Origin of the sequence: Paenimyroides tangerinum (genome assembly GCF_003865405.1) — a bacterium.
In the GTDB taxonomy this organism is placed as follows: Bacteria; Bacteroidota; Bacteroidia; order Flavobacteriales; family Flavobacteriaceae; genus Flavobacterium; species Flavobacterium tangerinum.
This window is the reverse complement of record NZ_RQVQ01000036.1, coordinates 1-14547: the sequence shown is the minus strand read 5'-3', so window position 1 is coordinate 14547 and position 14547 is coordinate 1. Positions and strand designations below refer to the sequence as shown.

General features: G+C 31.1%; 14 protein-coding genes and 1 pseudogene. All 15 read right to left on the bottom strand.

Annotated elements, in window-relative coordinates; translation table 11 throughout:
* Positions 1-138: 138 nt before the first annotated feature.
* The gene (locus tag EG240_RS13110; protein ID WP_125017604.1) at positions 139-789 is read right to left on the bottom strand and encodes a queuosine precursor transporter; all 651 of its coding nucleotides are present in this window, start codon (positions 787-789) and stop codon (positions 139-141) included.
* Positions 790-791: 2 nt separating this feature from the next.
* On the bottom strand, positions 792-1349 hold the full coding sequence (locus tag EG240_RS13105; RefSeq protein WP_125017602.1) for a DNA-3-methyladenine glycosylase I: 558 nt from the start codon (positions 1347-1349) through the stop codon (positions 792-794).
* Positions 1350-1351: 2 nt separating this feature from the next.
* On the bottom strand, positions 1352-2506 hold the full coding sequence (locus EG240_RS13100) for a dicarboxylate/amino acid:cation symporter (RefSeq protein WP_125017600.1): 1155 nt from the start codon (positions 2504-2506) through the stop codon (positions 1352-1354).
* Between the two features lie 87 nt (positions 2507-2593).
* Positions 2594-3532, bottom strand: a complete 939-nt coding sequence (locus EG240_RS13095; RefSeq protein ID WP_125017598.1) for a hypothetical protein — start codon at positions 3530-3532, stop codon at positions 2594-2596.
* Between the two features lie 134 nt (positions 3533-3666).
* Entirely contained in the window at positions 3667-4632 is a 966-nt protein-coding gene (tsf, locus tag EG240_RS13090) for a translation elongation factor Ts (protein ID WP_125017596.1), read from the bottom strand.
* Positions 4633-4738: 106 nt separating this feature from the next.
* On the bottom strand, positions 4739-5482 hold the full coding sequence (gene rpsB, locus EG240_RS13085; protein ID WP_125017594.1) for a 30S ribosomal protein S2: 744 nt from the start codon (positions 5480-5482) through the stop codon (positions 4739-4741).
* Positions 5483-5635: 153 nt separating this feature from the next.
* A complete protein-coding gene (rpsI, locus tag EG240_RS13080; protein WP_125017591.1) occupies positions 5636-6022 on the bottom strand; it encodes a 30S ribosomal protein S9 in 387 nt (128 codons plus the stop codon).
* Positions 6022-6477: a 50S ribosomal protein L13 gene (gene rplM, locus EG240_RS13075; protein ID WP_125017589.1), complete on the bottom strand. Its 456-nt coding sequence runs from the start codon at positions 6475-6477 to the stop codon at positions 6022-6024. The genes rpsI and rplM overlap by 1 nt, the downstream gene beginning before the upstream one ends.
* Before the next feature lie 193 nt (positions 6478-6670).
* Positions 6671-7429, bottom strand: a complete 759-nt coding sequence (locus EG240_RS13070) for a hypothetical protein (RefSeq protein WP_125017587.1) — start codon at positions 7427-7429, stop codon at positions 6671-6673.
* 124 nt (positions 7430-7553) lie between these two features.
* The gene (gene polA, locus EG240_RS13065; protein WP_397337408.1) at positions 7554-10370 is read right to left on the bottom strand and encodes a DNA polymerase I; all 2817 of its coding nucleotides are present in this window, start codon (positions 10368-10370) and stop codon (positions 7554-7556) included.
* Positions 10371-10444: 74 nt separating this feature from the next.
* Positions 10445-11017 carry a hypothetical protein gene (locus tag EG240_RS13060; protein WP_125017583.1) on the bottom strand — a complete coding sequence of 191 codons (573 nt, stop codon included), beginning with the start codon at positions 11015-11017 and terminating at the stop codon, positions 10445-10447.
* A gap of 535 nt (positions 11018-11552) precedes the next feature.
* Positions 11553-12251, bottom strand: a complete 699-nt coding sequence (locus EG240_RS13055; protein ID WP_125017581.1) for a hypothetical protein — start codon at positions 12249-12251, stop codon at positions 11553-11555.
* Positions 12252-12838: 587 nt separating this feature from the next.
* On the bottom strand, positions 12839-13582 hold the full coding sequence (locus tag EG240_RS13050; RefSeq protein WP_125017578.1) for a hypothetical protein: 744 nt from the start codon (positions 13580-13582) through the stop codon (positions 12839-12841).
* Entirely contained in the window at positions 13557-14138 is a 582-nt protein-coding gene (locus EG240_RS13045; protein ID WP_125017576.1) for a hypothetical protein, read from the bottom strand. Before EG240_RS13045 ends, EG240_RS13050 begins: the two co-directional genes overlap by 26 nt.
* 12 nt (positions 14139-14150) lie before the next feature.
* Positions 14151-14547: pseudogene (locus EG240_RS16525) on the bottom strand (hypothetical protein); the annotation flags it as partial.

The window sequence follows — 14547 nt, the reverse complement described above, 5'->3', positions numbered from 1 at the left end:
TTAAAAACAAAAGTAATACTAATTAACATAAGATTCAATATATAAAACGACTACGAAGACAAGAAACAGAAAAAAAGACAAAATCGATACATCTAAAAAAAAACGACCTCAAAAAAGGGTCGCTAACAATAGATTATATCATTTAATATCTTCTTTTAAATACTTCTTAATCAAGTGATGACCGAGATAGATTAGTGGAGTTAAAGCAATTGCCAAGACCAATTTAAAACTATAACCTGTACCAGCCATATTAATATAGTCTAAAGTAGAAACTTTACCAGTCATCCAAAAAGCAATTCCTGAAACGATAAAACTATCAAACAATTGAGAAATAACAGTCGATCCTGTGCTACGTAACCAAATGTGTTTTCCTTGAGTTAAGCGATTGAAAAAATGAAACAATCTCACATCCAAAAGCTGAGATATTACAAATGCAATTACACTTGCGACAATAATCCACATGCTTTGTCCAAAAACTTGATTAAAAGCATCGTTAGTAACAGCAGAAACTCCAGATGCCGGAATTATCATGGCAAAAAACAAAACAATGAAGCTGTAGATTATTAATCCGGTTGTTAGGAAAGTAAGTTTTTTGACACCAGCTTTTCCAAAGTGTTCATTAATCAAATCTGTTGCGACAAAAACAATTGGCCAAGGTAAAATACCAACGCTCAAGATGAAAGGTCCAATTTCAATAAGTTTACCTCCAATTAATTCAGCAACAATAGCGTTTGTGATAAACAAACCACCAAGAATGATATAAACAATTTGCTTTTTAGTTAATTCCAAAATTATTCCTTTTTAAAACAAAAACAATCCGAAACGTGATCATTTACTAAACCAACAGCCTGCATAAAAGCATAAACCGTAGTTGAACCCATAAATTTAAAACCACGTTTTTTCAAATCTTTCGCAATTTGATCCGACAATTCTGTTTTAGGCGGAACGTCTTTTAAAGTTTCAAAAGCGTTCAAAACAGGTGTTTGATTTACGAAAGCCCAAAGATAATTGGAAAAACTTCCAAATTCAATTTGAATATCTTGAAATAAATTTGCGTTATTTATTGCTGCTTCGATTTTTCCACGATGACGAATTATTCCTTCATTTAAAAGTAGTTCTTCAACTTTCTCTTGATTGTATTTTGAAATCTTTTTATAATCAAAACTATCAAAAGCTTGTCTGAAATTGTCTCTTTTCTTCAGAATCGTGATCCAACTTAAACCCGCCTGAAATGATTCTAATAATAAAAACTCAAACAACACAGCATCATCAAAAACAGGTTTTCCCCATTCTTCATCATGATATTTTATATACAATGCATCATTTGAAACCCAACTACATCTTTTCATAATTATTTCTCTTTAAAAAATTTATCCATTGCAATTGCGATAGCTCCATCACCGGTAACATTTCCAGCTGTTCCAAAACTATCCATCGCAATATACAAAGCAATCATTAATGCTTGATTTTGCGCATCAAAACCCAACATTGTTCCAATAATACCAATCGCAGCCATAATTGCACCTCCAGGAACACCAGGAGCAGCTACCATTGCAACACCCAACATCAGAATAAAACCAGAAAAAGAAAAGAAATCAATAGGCATTCCTTGAATCATCATCAAAGCAATACAACAAGCTACAATTTTCAAAGTACTTCCTGAAAGATGAATCGTTGCACAGAGCGGAACAACCAATTTAGCTATAGAATCCGAAACTCCAATTTTTTGAACTTGCTTTAAAGTTACCGGAATCGTTGCCGCAGAAGATTGTGTTCCTAAAGCTGTAAAATACGCAGGAAGCATCAATTTTAAGCTTGTAAAAGGATTTTTTCCAGCTATTAAGCCTGCAATAATAAACTGAATTAAAAGCACTACAATATGCAGAATAAATATAACGATGATAATCTTTGCAAATACATTTAAGATTACAAAAGCTTGACCTGAATGTGTCATATTCAAAAATATTCCGAAAATGAAAATAGGTAAAAAAGGAATAATTACCTTTTCGATAATCATATTAATGATTTTTTCGAACTCTAAACTTGCTTGAAGCAAAACAGAATTATGAATTTTAGCCAGGCCAATTCCAACAATAAAAGCAAATATTAACGCCGACATAACATCCATAAATGGTGGAATCGCAATTTCAAAGAAAGGTTTTATAGCTTCTTCTTCTGCAACTTGACTTAATGTTTGATTTTGTAGCAAACTCGGAAAGAATGTCATACTTGTTCCGTATGAAAGAAAACCTGCAAATAATGTTGATCCGTAAGCAATTAAAGCAGTTATTCCAACCATCTTACCCGCTTGACTCCCTAAATTTCCAATTGAAGGAATGATTAAACCAACTATTATCAAAGGGATAATAAATCCTAAAAACTGACTGAAAAGCGAATTTATAGTTACAAAAACACCAACAAAAGTTGCGTTAGCAAAACTTCCAATGACGATTCCTAATAAAATTGCAAGAATAACACGAAAAAGAAGATTGTTAAAAAACTTCATGAAAAATACATTAATTGAATAATACTATCAAAGCTACGAAATTAAAAAAGAAAAAACCCAAATCGGATGATTTGGGTTTGAAATAAATTATTGTTTTGAAACTTTACTTTTTAATATTGTTATTATATCTGTATTGGTTTTAAGTTCTTTCGTTGGAGTGTTAAATTTTCTGACTTTTGCCATTCTTGCACTTGCACTATCAGTGGTAGATACATCACCGCTATAGATAAATGAGACATTGTGTGTACCTGTTATTTGAATATTAAAATCAGCTGTAACAGGGTTAGCTTCTACATTAAAAGAATTGTAAATTACAGTTCCTTCTCCTCCAGTATATTCATTAGCAATAACATCAACTCCGTTTAAAGTTGCAAAACCAATTGATTTATAGATATTATTATCAACACTTGGGTACTCATAATCGGTAACTTGCCCATTAACAAAAGTTGCAGGAGTATCGAATGTAACAGCTACAAAATTTGTTGCCGAGTCGGGATTATTTCCATTCCAACCATATTGTGCCCATACAATAGTTGCGCCACCGATTCCGTCTGGACGATATCCTAATAAATCAATATATCCGGCGTTAATTTCATATGTTGTGCCGTTATAAATAAAATTACCTTCTCCCTCAATGGTTAAAAAAGGATTTTCAGCAAATGAAACAGAAACATAATCGCTGGTTATGTTCTGATATTTTGCGCTAACTAACATTACTGCTGCTGTATTTGAAGTAATTGTATTTCCAGAAATAGCAACATCATCAACATAATATGTAACTCCACTTGTAACCGCTGCACCATCTAAAGTTGCGGATAATGTAATAGTGTCACCAAGATAAGCAGAAGTAGCACTTGCAGTAACAACTAATTCTTGAGTTTGTGGTTCATTATCTTCTGGATTAGGGTTTGGATTTGGATTTGGAGTAACTTCAGTTGTGCTATCATCACCACCACAAGAAGTTACAGACAATGAACCTGAAAGGATTAATGATAATGTTAAGATAGAATAAATAATTTTTTTCATAATATTATAATTGTTTAGGTTTTGATGTAGCAATATAGTAAAATTAACAATAAAACAATAAACAATGTGTTTTTTTTGCAAACAAAAAACCCAAATCTAAAAGATTTGGGTTTTTAATATTTTGAATCTAAAGATTAACCTAAAGAAACACGTTTAAATCCAGTGATTTCTACACCAAATTCTTTAACGTAATCAGCTACTTTTTTAGCTTCGTCTTTAATAAAATTTTGGTCTAATAAACATTTTTCTTGATCTAATGTTGTATTGTCAGAAATGAAACGAGCCATTTTACCTGGTAAAATTTTATCCCAAATTTGCTCTGGTTTTCCTTCTGCTTTTAATTCAGCTTTAGCAGCTTCTTCAGCTTTAGCTAAAACCTCTTCAGTAATTTGAGAGAAAGAAATAAATTGAGGTACGTTTTTCAATGTTTTTCCTAAACGAGATAATTCTTCGTTATCTTTAACGATAGCCGCAATACGAGCTTCAGTTTCAGAAGCAACGAATGCAGGATCAAAATCTTTGTAAGATAAAGTCTCAGCACCCATTGAAGCAACTTGCATAGAAACGTCTTTCGCTAAAGTTTCAGCTTTGTCAAATGCTTTAGATAAAGCAGTGATTGCAGCGATTTTATTAACGTGAACGTAAGAACCAATATAAGCTCCTTCTAATTTTTCAAAACCACCGATTTCAATTTTCTCACCGATAACTCCAGTTTGCTCAACTAATTTTTCAGCAACAGTCATTGCATCATTATAAGCAGAAGCTAAAAATTCGTCTTTAGAAGCAAAGTTGATTGCTTTGTTAGCTAATTCGTTAGCTAAAGCAACGAAACCTTCGTTTTTACCTACGAAATCAGTTTCACAGTTTAAAGTCATTACTAAACCAACAGTTTTGTCAGCATTAATAACAGCTACAGCAGCACCTTCAGAAGAATCTCTATCTGAACGGTTAGCAGCAACTTTTTGACCTTTTTTACGTAAAACTTCAATTGCTTTATCGAAATCTCCTTCAGCTTCAACTAAAGCTTTTTTACAGTCCATCATTCCGGCACCTGTAGTTTGTCTCAATTTATTTACATCTGCAGCACTAATATTTGCCATTGTATATAGATTTTAATTGTGATTATTTATAAATTAAAAAAAGCCGTTATGGATGACTCAAAAATATGAAACCATCAGCATAACGACTTTAAGATACTGTTAAGGATTACTCCTCAGTAGTTGCTTTTACTTCAACTTTAGCAGTTTCTTCTTTCTCAGATTTTCTTTCAGAATTTCCTTCAACGATAGCAGAAGTAACTAAAGATAATACTTTATCAATTGATTTAGAAGCATCGTCATTTGCTGGAATAACATAATCAACCTGACGTGGATCAGAGTTAGTATCAACCATTGCAAACACTGGAATGTTTAATTTTTGAGCTTCTTTTACTGCGATATGTTCAGCTTTGATATCTACTACAAACAATGCAGCTGGTAAACGTGTCATATCAGCGATAGAACCTAAGTTTTTCTCTAATTTAGCACGTAAACGGTCAACTTGTAAACGCTCTTTTTTAGAAAGAGTCATGAATGTACCGTCTTTTTTCATACGATCAATAGAAGCCATTTTTTTAACAGCTTTACGGATAGTTACGAAGTTAGTTAACATACCACCTGGCCATCTTTCAGTGATGTAAGGCATGTTAGCTGCTGCTGCTTTTTCAGCAACGATATCTTTTGCTTGTTTTTTAGTCGCTACGAATAATACTTTACGACCTGATGCAGCGATTTTCTTTAAAGCCTCATTAGCCTCTTCGATTTTTGCTGCTGTTTTATATAGATTGATAATGTGAATTCCATTACGTTCCATATAGATGTAAGGAGCCATGTTTGGATCCCATTTTCTAGTCATGTGTCCGAAATGTACACCTGCTTCTAGTAATTCTTTTACTTCTACTTTGTTTGCCATTTTTGTAATAGTTTACGTTCTTGTGATTAGCAATGTTCCACAGCTTAAGGTTGATAACTTTATGCATTAGGCTTCATTTAGATGCTAAACTACCTCCTGCCTCAGCAGGCGTGCAACAAAAACTTAGATTTTTTTAATAAATAATAATAAATATTAACGTTTAGAGAATTGGAATCTCTTACGAGCTTTCTTCTGACCGAATTTCTTACGCTCAACCATACGAGGGTCACGCGTTAATAATCCTTCTGGTTTTAAGATTGCTCTGTTTTCTGCATCAACTTCACACATTGCTCTAGCAATTGCCATACGAACAGCTTCTGCTTGACCAGTTGTTCCACCACCATAAACATTTACTTTAACGTCAAAGTTAGCTCCATTTTCAGTCATTGTTAATGGTTGCATTACTTTGTATTGTAAAGTTGCAGTTGGGAAATAAGTTGTGAACTCTTTTTTGTTAACTGTGATGTTACCAGTTCCTTCAGTAACATAAACACGAGCTACTGCAGTTTTTCTTCTTCCGATTTTGTGAATAACTCCCATTACTTAAGATCGTTTAAATTAACGGCTTTAGGTTGTTGTGCAGCATGTTTGTGCTCAGAACCTACATTTACATTTAAATTACGGAATAATTGTGCTCCTAATTTGTTTTTAGGCAACATTCCTTTTACAGCTTTTTCTACTAATAATGCAGGGTTTTTTTGTTGCATTACTTTAGCTGTTAATTCTCTTTGACCACCTGGGTAACCTGTGTGACGGATATAAGTTTTATCCTCCAATTTGTTACCAGTTAAGTTGATCTTTTCTGCGTTGATAATAATCACATTATCCCCACAGTCCACGTGAGGTGTATAACTTGGCTTGTATTTACCTCTAAGTAACATTGCTACTTTAGTTGCAAGACGTCCTAAGTTATGACCTTCAGCGTCAACAATAACCCACTCTTTATGAGCAGTTGCTTTGTTTGTCGATACTGTTTTGTAGCTTAAACTTTCCACAATAAATATATTTTAATTAAACATTCCATTCCCAATAAAGGGAGTGCAAAAGTACAAATAAATTTTAACTAACCAAATTTGTTGGTTCATTATTTTGTTGATAACTATATCTCAAATTAACTTTTACTCCCTATTGACTTTTATTTTCAAAAATCAGCATTAAAAAACTCGTCAAAAAAGACGAGTTTTAAAACTATTTTTTTAAATATTCAATTGTAATTGAATTCGAAAAGTTTTCAGACCCTATCACATTCATTTTTACAGGATAATTAGCCGAATTGTACTGATAGGAAATATTTGAAAAATCTTCTTCTGCATCTTCAGAGTCCTTATACGTTAATTTAGTTACATTATTTATATCAAAAATATGAAACTCCTCTAACACTAAATAAAATGCCCACTGTGGAGTATTTACGTTTTTAAACATTCCGTTTTGATTATCATAGGTGTATGTATTCTCAAAGTCATCTTCAACAAGTTTAGTTACATTTCCTTTAGAATCATATGTAACAGTTAAGCCGTTACCTGACTGTAATTTTCCATTCGAATCGATTGTATAAACTGAAGTTTGGGTACTATTGCTCCAGTTTGATGTATAAACATTTACAACTGTTACTTCATTATTCTGATATGTAAAGGTATAATCTTCAGTTGAAACATACGTTTGATCATTTCCAACTTCAGTGGTTACCTCTTTTGCAGAAACCAATTGCCCATTAGTATAAACAAAAGTTACTATATTTGTACGAGAGCCGTCGTCTTCAATGTCTTTACTTTCAATTAAACGATTTTCTGAATCATATACAAAAGTTTGTACATTTTCTTCCGATTCAAATTTTGTTGGTAAATAAATTCCTGATGTGTCAACTCCTGTATTGTTGTCATCTGAATCATTACAAGAAACAAATGCTAATGTTGAAAATATTAAAGCTGATAATAAAATCTTTTTCATAACTTTTTTTGATGCAAAAATCTCCTTTTTTTAATGTAAAAAAACCCCTGTAATCAGTGATTTTTACAAGCTCAAAATAAAACCCGATGAAATCTAAATATCATGAGGTTTTAAAATAAATATTTTAATGCGCAGCCAACCAATCGTTTCCTACACCTATTTCTACTTCTAATGGAACAATCAATTTAAAAGCATTTTCCATTTCTTGTTTTATCATTGGTTTAATAGCTTCCAATTCATCTTTAGGAACATCAAATACCAACTCATCGTGTACTTGAAGTAACATTTTTGATTTCCAATTTTCAGCTTTCAAACGTTTGTGAATATTAATCATTGCAATTTTGATAATATCTGCAGCCGAACCTTGAATTGGTGCATTTACCGCATTTCGTTCGGCACCACTTCGCACCATTGCATTACCCGAATGAATGTCTTTTAAATAACGACGACGACCAGAAACCGTTTGCACATATCCGTAATCTTGAGCAAAAGTGATTTGATCTTGAATATAACTTTTCAATTTTGGATAGGTAGCATAATACGCATCAATTAATTCTTTACTTTCAGAACGAGTTAAATTCGTTTGCTGACTTAATCCAAAAGCAGAAACTCCGTATATAATTCCAAAGTTCACCGTTTTTGCGTGGCTACGTTGTTCACGAGTAACCTCATTTAACGTAACATTGAAAACTTTTGCAGCGGTTGATTTATGAATATCTTCGTTACGCTGAAACGATTCTATCATATTTGGTTCACCACTTAAGGCTGCAATAATACGCAATTCTATTTGAGAATAATCGGCAGAAACCAAGACGTGATTCTCGTCTCGTGCAACAAACGCTTTACGTACTTTTTGTCCACGTTCAGTACGAACTGGAATGTTTTGCAAGTTTGGGTTATTTGAACTCAAACGTCCTGTAGCCGCAACAGCTTGCATATAATCCGTATGTACACGATTTGTACGTACATCAACCTGTAAAGGCAACGCATCTACATACGTATTTTTCAACTTCACAATCTGACGCCATTCTAAAATATCTTTTACAATTTGATGCTCGTTTACCAAGTCACTAAGAATTTCTTCTCCAGTTGCATATTGTCCCGTTTTGGTTTTTTTAGGTTTTGAACCTCCAATTTTTAATTTATCAAAAAGGATTTCACCCAATTGTTTTGGAGAAGCTAAGTTAAAAACCTCACCCGCGGTTTCGAAAATTCGAGTTTCTAATGTGTTCGCTTCAATAGTTAGTTCTTCGGAAAGCGCGTTTAAATAAGGAATGTCTAAACGAATTCCTTCTGCTTCCATATCAGCCAAAACAGAAACCAACGGAACTTCAATCGTATCAAACAATTCTTTAGTTTGCGATTGTTCTAACCTTGGAGCGAAAATCTCTTTTAATTGAAAAGTAATATCCGCATCTTCACCTGCGTATTCTTTTATATCTTCCAAGGCAACCTCACGCATCGTTTTTTGTCCTTTACCTTTTTTACCAATTAAATCTTCAATTGGTTTTGGACTATATTTCAAATACGTTTCTGCCAAAACATCCATGTTATGACGCATATCAGGATTTATCAAATAATGTGCAATCATCGTATCGAAAATAAATCCTTTTACATCTATATTGTATTTCTTTAAAACCTTGATGTCGTATTTTAAATTTTGTCCGATTTTAACGATGTTTTCGCTTTCAAAAAACGGACGTAAAATTTCAATTAATTCTTGAGCTTCTTCACGACTTTCAGGGAAAGGAATATAATATGCACTTCCTTTTTCATATGAAAATGCGATTCCGACTAACTCGGCATTATTCGCATCTAAGCCCGTAGTTTCGGTATCAAAACAAACTTCTTTTTGTTCTAATAAAGTTTTAACGAAAAGTTTGGTAGGAAAAGCTCCTTCCACATATTGATAAAAATGTGAAGTGGTTGCTAAAGTCGCATAATAACCTTCATCTGTAATTTTTTCTTCAGAATCACCAACTTCAAACAATGAAATTTGGTCGTCTGCTTTTTTAGGTTTTCCAACAGAAGTCGGAACCACTTCTTGAACTTCAACCTCATCAGAAAACAATTTATCGAATTGCTCTTTCATACGTCTGAATTCCAACTCCATAAACAAAGCTTCAGTTTGTTCAACATCCGGTTTATCTAATTTATAAGCTTCAGCATCAAACGTAACTGGGCAATCTAATAAAATGGTAGCTAATTTTTTTGAAAGCAAACCTTGCTCTTTAGCAGCTTCAATTTTTTCTTTCATTTTTCCTTTTAGCTGGTGGGTATTCGCTAAAAGATTTTCCATTGACCCATATTCAGCCAATAATTTCTTAGCTGTTTTTTCGCCAACACCAGGTAATCCAGGAATATTATCCACAGCATCGCCCATCATTCCCAAGTAATCTATCACTTGTTCTGGACGTTCGATTTCGAATTTAGCTTTCACTTCTTCAATTCCCCAAATTTCAATTCCATTACCCATACGAGCTGGTTTGTACATAAAGATGTTTTCTGAAACCAACTGCGCATAATCTTTATCTGGCGTAACCATAAAAACTTGAAAACCTTCTTTTTCGGCTTGTTTAGATAGAGTTCCAATTAAATCATCAGCTTCAATTCCTGCTACTTCAATAATCGGAATATGCATTGCTTGTAACAACTGATGAATATACGGAATTGCAATTTTAATTGCATCTGGCGTTTCGTCACGATTGGCTTTATATTCAGGAAAAAGTTCGTTTCTAAAATCGCTTCCACCTTTATCAAATGCAACCGCCAAATAATCTGGACGCTCTCTTTTGATAACATCCAACAGAGAATTCATAAATCCAAGAATAGCAGAAGTATCCATTCCTTTTGAATTGATTCTAGGATTTTTTATCAGGGCGTAATATCCTCTGAAAATCAATGCGTATGCATCTAGTAAAAAAAGGCGTTTTTGTGACATAATTATTTCTTATAATTTTCAAAAATACGAAGATTAAATAAAATGACTTACCCTAAATTTTTAAAATAAGAAAATCACCATTCATATTTTTTATTTTCATTTTCAATACATTCATCAATACTTACTTCTAATGGACATTGAAGGCAATTATCAAAATTTGAATTTAAAAAATCTAACATAGGAAGTACGTCTTTTATTTTAATAATAGAATCCAGTTTACAAATTTCAGTTGCAGGAAGATAATCGAAATCGTCGGGAGCAAGTTCTTTTTTATAAATTGACCTTTGAAATCGAAGTAGCTTATTAATATAAATTTCGTTTTCAAATTTCATGAAATAAATCAAGAAAAAATCACCTGTATAAACAGAACTAAATTCTAGTATCGTTTCATTCTCTTTTTCGATTAAATTATATTTATAGAGTATTTCAATTTTTTCATTTTGAGCTGTAACAGGAATTTGTATATTAATTTTTGTATTGAACAAAATCATTTCTTCTAGATAATAACAATCTTCACATTCGTAAATTTCAGTAGAATTATGTAACTGACCGATTACGTCATTTTTATAATAAACCGAAGTTTGCGCAGATACAATTTGAATCCATAAAAAGAATAAAATATACAGAAGTTTTTTATTTATTTTCATAATTGATTGTTTATTAACGAGTAGTTTTGTAGCTATTCTCATATCTTGAATTAAAAACTTTTTATTCGTTTTTTTGAACATTAAGACTATCAATTAGATTGTCATTATCAAGATTTCCTGTAACGTAAAAAGCTTGACTAGATACTAATGAAAAGGTAAATACGAATATTATAATGATGTTTTTGCGCCAATTTTTTTCTTCAATTTCATTAACATGTTTCGGGTTTTTATTGACTAAAACTATTATTGCCAAAAATTCAGGATAAAAATAAAGTTACTTAGTTCTTCCCCAAACATATTTAGGTATTTTATTCAAATCTTTCTTTTGAAGTTTCATTAGTTCAATATATTTTTGATAATTATCTTTAGCTAAATCTTCCTGTCCTATTTCCCAATAACTATCCGCAAGATTTAGATAAGCAACAACTCTATCTGGAAATTTTTCGTGAATTTTATAAAAGATAAAGAAACCTGTAGTGCATTATACAACAAGATTATTTTATAGGTTGTTTCTATTTCTTCAAAATCATCAAAACTAAAATTTAAAAATATTTGTATTTCTATATTTTGATGCAATAAAATTCTCGATTTCAATTCTCGTAAATGAAACTTCATATTTTTGATTTCCGCTAACTGAATAATTATTTAAATCTTTGAAAACAAAAATAATTTCATTAAACTTTCTATTTGAATCAAAAACTAATATGTAGTTCGATAAATCAGAGGTCTCTAAATTTAGACGAATATTTTCTTGATTTATTAATTTTTTATTACATTCTAGCAGAAGCTTTTTTCGATTTTTAAATAAAGAATTTCCAATATTTGTATCTTTTTCTAAATCGAAAAAATAATATTCACTATCTTCCCAAGGGCTTCCAAATACTTGAATGCTAATTGATAATGCTAAATATTTAGAATCAATATATAAAATTTCGTAAGATTCGAATCCATATTGATGTCTATTTAAATCTTCGCTTAAATTGATTAATTTTTCTTTTTTTGCTGTAAGTCTATTAATTGGATCTTTAAAATAATTACCGTCAAAAAGATTATATTTTTGCTGTAAAATTTTATAAATATTTTTATTTTTAATACTTAAATTCATTTCTTCAAGTACATAATATTGATTGGAAATATGTACCGAATCTTTTAGAATTGTAATATTTTGCGCACTTATCTTTTGATCAACTAAAATGATAATACACAAAATGTAAAAAAACTGTAGTTTACTCATTATCAATTATTTTTTTCTGTTTTTCTCCAAGTTAATTGTATTTACATCTTCCTTTATATTGCAGTCCATCTCCTTCAACAATATGTTCCATTTCTTCGGCGTCTTTATGATTTCCTGAACTTCTCTTAAATTCCACATAATAATTAGGTGTATTTTCAACATTTTGGTTACGGATAATTTTATAATTATTATAATCATGGCATGTATCTATGATTATAACGATAATAATAGTTGTTATACTACCTATAATAAAAATACTTTTTGTTTTTCATTGTTTTCTTCTTTAATATTTTGGTCCAGTAATGGGCGGAATTTCTTTGTGAGTATCAAATAAATCAATCCAATTTCTAAAGATTTTTTCATTCGTCTTAGGATAGTGTTGTATCTCTTAGTATTCTTTTGAAAAACACCATCAGAACAATTGTCATTTGGAAAATATTGAGGCGTAAATTTTTTATTTTTATATTTTCATTTGCTAAAAGTACCTGGATGTTTTCTGTAAATTTTATGTGACTTTCGTGCATTCTGTTGTTTATCTTGCGTAGTTGACACGTCGTTTAAAATTTTTGAATAAAATTTGATTTAATTCAATAACAAGGTTCTGTTTTATTAAAAATACAATGGGGAAAACGCACATCTACAGAATCTTTTAATGTATAGATTCTGACGCTGTCAATGTTGCCTTCTTTGTTATAATATTTCCATTCTCCAAATTTGAAATTGTTTTTAACTTTTCCTTCTACTTTTATTGGGTATTCATTCGTTTCTTCTACAAAATGGTAGTCTTTCCAATAACCAGTACCTAATTTAAATTTGGTTGTATATAAGCTTTTAGCTGATTTATCGGTTATTTGCATTTTTCCATGAAAATTATTATTACAAACTTCTATGTTTATAACTTTGATGGTATCTCTACTTTTTTCTGGATATTGTACTTGTATGTATGAATCAGCAATTGTTCCATAAACTACAATAGTATGTTCGCTGATATTTTGAAATTTTCCAAAAAGAAATGCCGAATATAATTCTTCTGGATACGTTTTATAAATAAATTTATTTCCTTTGTTATCTGTATCAAATAAGTCAAATGATTTTTTTACAATTTGACCGTCTATTGTTTTTTTGTATCTACTTTTAAAATAATCACTTGTAATGCCTGAACCAAAAAGTCTAATCTCTTCGTTTCCTGAAAGAAATTCAATAAGTGGAGTAAAATCGCTATTATTCTTTTTATATAAATTCATGTTAGCATCCTTGCACACAGCACATCCATAAATTAATGAAATCAATAAAATATAAAAGCTTTTAATGATAATATTTTTCAACTTCATTTTGCATAATTTTTATTTGCCAAACGTAAAACGACACTTGCGAATTGTTGTAATCTAAAAAATTATCGGTTTTTGTTTTTTCGTATTTAAAACTAGCTCCATCATCTTTTCTATTTTTTTTATCATCACCTACTGTACCAATACCTTCAATATAAATGGAATATAATTCCATATCGGCGAACATGTATTTTCTAGCTACATTGGTAAAATCGTTACTAAAGCTATTGTCAACACCCATTTTGTCCATATAGCTTCTATGTATAGCTTTAAGGTATTGTTCGTACTCGTTTCCTACATCGGGGTTGTCTTTGTTTTTTAATTTTTTATATTCTTTTTCTTGTGCTTTTGTTGAAGCCTCTATTGCCTTTTCTTTTCTTAAAATCTCTTCGTCAGTATCAGTACTTTCCATTTTGTTTTCATGGTCTTTATACTTTTGTCGAAGTTCTGTATTTTTAAGATTATTAAGAGTACCGTCAAAAAAAACACCTACCTCAATTTCTAATTCATCTTTTGGATCTGAATAATTGCCAGTATTATATACATATGTTTTTTTCATAATTTTTTAAATTTAAAAAACTTCTAGATTATCCGTTTTTATAAATGCTTCTTTTCCGTTTTCTCCTTTTAGCTTCACCGTAAAATAACTATTTGCTTCATTTACTTTTATTACCAACTCTGCTTTGGTGCTAGTAGGATCATCTCCAAAAACTTTTTGAAAAACTTCAAGACTCGACTTTTCATTAATTTCACAATTCCCTCCAAATAATTCTCCTTTCAGGTTCTTATAAACAAAACCTATTTTTGTAGGCATTGCTCTCCATTCATAATCAGATAAAGGTTGAACTGCTCCATCTAATTGCTCCCACTCTCCATTGATCATACTCATTCCTACATCTGTTAATGGATTTAATATTGAATTTTCAGGCAATTCAAAGACGGGTTTCCAGCTAAATCGAGTTCTATAG